Origin of the sequence: Methanosphaera sp., assembly GCF_016282985.1 — an archaeon.
Taxonomy (GTDB): Archaea; Methanobacteriota; Methanobacteria; order Methanobacteriales; family Methanobacteriaceae; genus Methanosphaera.
The window spans coordinates 1-2,715 of the sequence record NZ_JAEELZ010000138.1 but is presented as its reverse complement, the minus strand read 5'-3'; the positions used below and the strand labels follow the sequence as shown (position 1 = coordinate 2,715).

4 protein-coding genes are annotated in these 2,715 nt (G+C 26.2%); all 4 read left to right on the top strand.

Going from position 1 to position 2,715, the window contains the following annotated elements; all coding sequences use genetic code 11:
* Nucleotides 1-964 (top strand): hypothetical protein (locus QZZ11_RS08345; protein WP_292475254.1); only part of this gene is annotated, 964 nt, incomplete at its 5' end.
* Nucleotides 965-1,054: 90 nt separating this feature from the next.
* Nucleotides 1,055-1,558, top strand: a complete 504-nt coding sequence (locus QZZ11_RS08340) for a hypothetical protein (protein WP_292475253.1) — start codon at nucleotides 1,055-1,057, stop codon at nucleotides 1,556-1,558.
* Between the two features lie 209 nt (nucleotides 1,559-1,767).
* Nucleotides 1,768-2,244: a hypothetical protein gene (locus QZZ11_RS08335; RefSeq protein WP_292475250.1), complete on the top strand. Its 477-nt coding sequence runs from the start codon at nucleotides 1,768-1,770 to the stop codon at nucleotides 2,242-2,244.
* Nucleotides 2,245-2,292: 48 nt separating this feature from the next.
* Nucleotides 2,293-2,646, top strand: a complete 354-nt coding sequence (locus QZZ11_RS08330; protein ID WP_292475247.1) for a hypothetical protein — start codon at nucleotides 2,293-2,295, stop codon at nucleotides 2,644-2,646.
* Nucleotides 2,647-2,715: the final 69 nt, after the last annotated feature.

Genomic DNA, 2,715 nt, shown 5'->3' with positions numbered 1-2,715 from the left:
TGTACCTATACCTAATGAAAGGTATCAAATGTTATATCGTCATTTATGTTCTTATTCAAGATATTCCAAATTACCAATGTATTTCCATGATCATCCGGAATATGGAATGTTTTCAAGTGCATCACAAGTTCAATTGGACGTAACTGAAGAGGAACTGATAAAGACAATAAATGTTTTTTCCAAATTAGAACCGCTTAAAGCAGTATTATTTTCAAATTCAGTATTGCTTGGAGAAAATGAAGAATTGCTATGTATTAGGGATATGTTTTGGCAGGACAGTACTCATGGAATCAATCCACATAATATTGGGATGTATGATACTGAACTTCATAATACTGATGATTTATTAAATTATTTAGCATCATTAAACATATACTGTACAATGCGTGAGAATTATTACATTAATTTTCCAACAATAAATGTGCTTGAGTACTTTTCAAAAGAAAATGTTATGGGAGAATACTTGGATAAAGGTCAAATCAAAGAAATAGAATTTACACCAAAATTAGAGGATATTGAATATCTAAGGTCATTTAAATTTCTTGACCTGACTTATAGGGGTACAATAGAATATCGTAGTTCATGTACACAACCTATCAAAGACGTTATGACTGTAGGTGCATTTCAATTGGGATTAAAACACAATCTTAATAAATTGGAAAAATTATTGGATGATGATGAAGTAATATATCATCATGGATATAATGCAACGGAGTTACGTAAATTATTAATTAAAAAAGATTTGCCCTCTTTTATTAATGAAGCTGATTTATACGGATTGTTGTATGAAGTTCTGGAATTGTCTAAGGAAGGATTAATTAAACGCGGATTTGGTGAAGAACAATTCTTGAATTCTTTATATGAACGTGTTGAAAAACATACAAACCCTGCCAGGAGAATGTTAACATTACTGGAAGATGGATGTAATATTGAGACAATTATTAAAGAATATGGTGAATTATAATATATAATTTCACAATTTTTATTTTTATCTTTGAAACAAGTAATAAATAAATAAATTGAACATATTATGATTATTTAAGGAGAAACTATTATGAAGCCTGATGAAGTAAAACGTATGGAAGAGGAAGAAGATGAAGAATTTGTTGGTTTAAATGTTGATACAAATCTATTGGAAGTAGTTCAAATATTATTTAAAACAGAACCTGAAGTTGAAGTTTTTTATGATGGTTTTTTGGATAGAATTCAGTCTGATAAAAGATTACGTAAAAATACGGATGATAGAAAACGTATGAATTCAGCATTTTTGGATGAATTATTAAAATACCATGATTTGGATACTATTAATGATGCAATTAATGGAGTTTCACGTGAAGACGAACTTGTTATGGGCCAGGATGAAAAAGATGTTGATAAGGTATTAAGAAAAACATTTAAAAATAAAATGGAATTTAGAATGTTCATGACTTATATTAGTCAATTTATGATGGATGAAAAGAATACTCCTGTTGAAGCAGCGGCGAAAAGTATGAAACGTTTGGGAAAGTCCGACCACGAAATTTTACAGATTACAAACGTAATTGATAAAATATTTTAAATTTACTTATTTTTTTTATTATTTGATTATTTAACTTCAATATATGAATTATTTATGTTATATAGTTTAAATATATTTTAAAGCTTTTATTGTTCTTAATTTAACAAATAAAACATTTTATATATTATAAATTTTTAATATTATTATAGGAATCAAGACTATAATTAATTAAAATTTAAGGATATATTAGAACTTATTAAAGTGATAATATGGTAAAAATATATGATGGTATAAGAAATAATAATATTGAAGAAATAATTAAGAATCTTGAAACAGTTCCCGAGATTAACGAATGTGAATATATTTTTATTGATAGTTTAAATGTTCCTAAAAACATGCCTTTTCTAAAAAATAAAATAATAATTACACAAAATAATCTTCAAAATTATTTAATGTTTGAATATAATTGTATGGATAAATGCAATAATCAGATTAAAGACATTACGGAATTGAATTTTAAACAAATAGCAGATTTGATGATATTATCCGATTCAAAGAATATTCCAAAAAATCTGGAAGAAATTATGGATAAAGACACCATTCTTTCAAAGAACTTGGGCAACAACATTTTATATATTGAAGACATTAGAAAGAACATCTATATTATAATCACTAAAAATGAAAAGATAGTAATTGAAGGAAGAGGTCTAGAAACAAATATTAAATTTTATGAAAACAATACTTAAAAAAAGTAATAATTTAATATCTTAATTAATATATATTTAAATGATAAAATGATAAATAAAAAATTTTCAGTCCAAAGTTATATGGCATCTGTTGTTATTGGAATCTTTGTTGGAAGTTTGGTGCTTTTAATTAGTAGATTAATCGGAATACCTATTACTGGAGTTATATTGGCAGTAGTGTTGTCCTCTTTTATAACTGCATTTTTATATGATCCTTCTTCTAAAAAGAATAATCATACTACTATTAGAGGTGCTTCAGCAAGTTTATTATTTTCATTAATATTTGCTGTAATGTTAATAGTATACTATATGCCTCGTTTAGGTAATTTATTTGTTACTGCTGATGTTTCCATATCAGTGTCAAAATTGATAATTTTAGTTAAAGCATTCATTGGTGGATAAGTACTTGCAAGTATTAGTGGAAGTATTGGATCAACGCAAAGAGACTTGAAAAAAATTACACCATCTGCA

Coding starts and splice junctions, on each gene's coding strand:
- QZZ11_RS08340 (WP_292475253.1), top strand. CDS start 1,055: ATGAAGCCTGATGAAGTAAAACGTATGGAAGAGGAAGAAGATGAAGAA.
- QZZ11_RS08335 (WP_292475250.1), top strand. CDS start 1,768: ATGGTAAAAATATATGATGGTATAAGAAATAATAATATTGAAGAAATA.
- QZZ11_RS08330 (WP_292475247.1), top strand. CDS start 2,293: ATGATAAATAAAAAATTTTCAGTCCAAAGTTATATGGCATCTGTTGTT.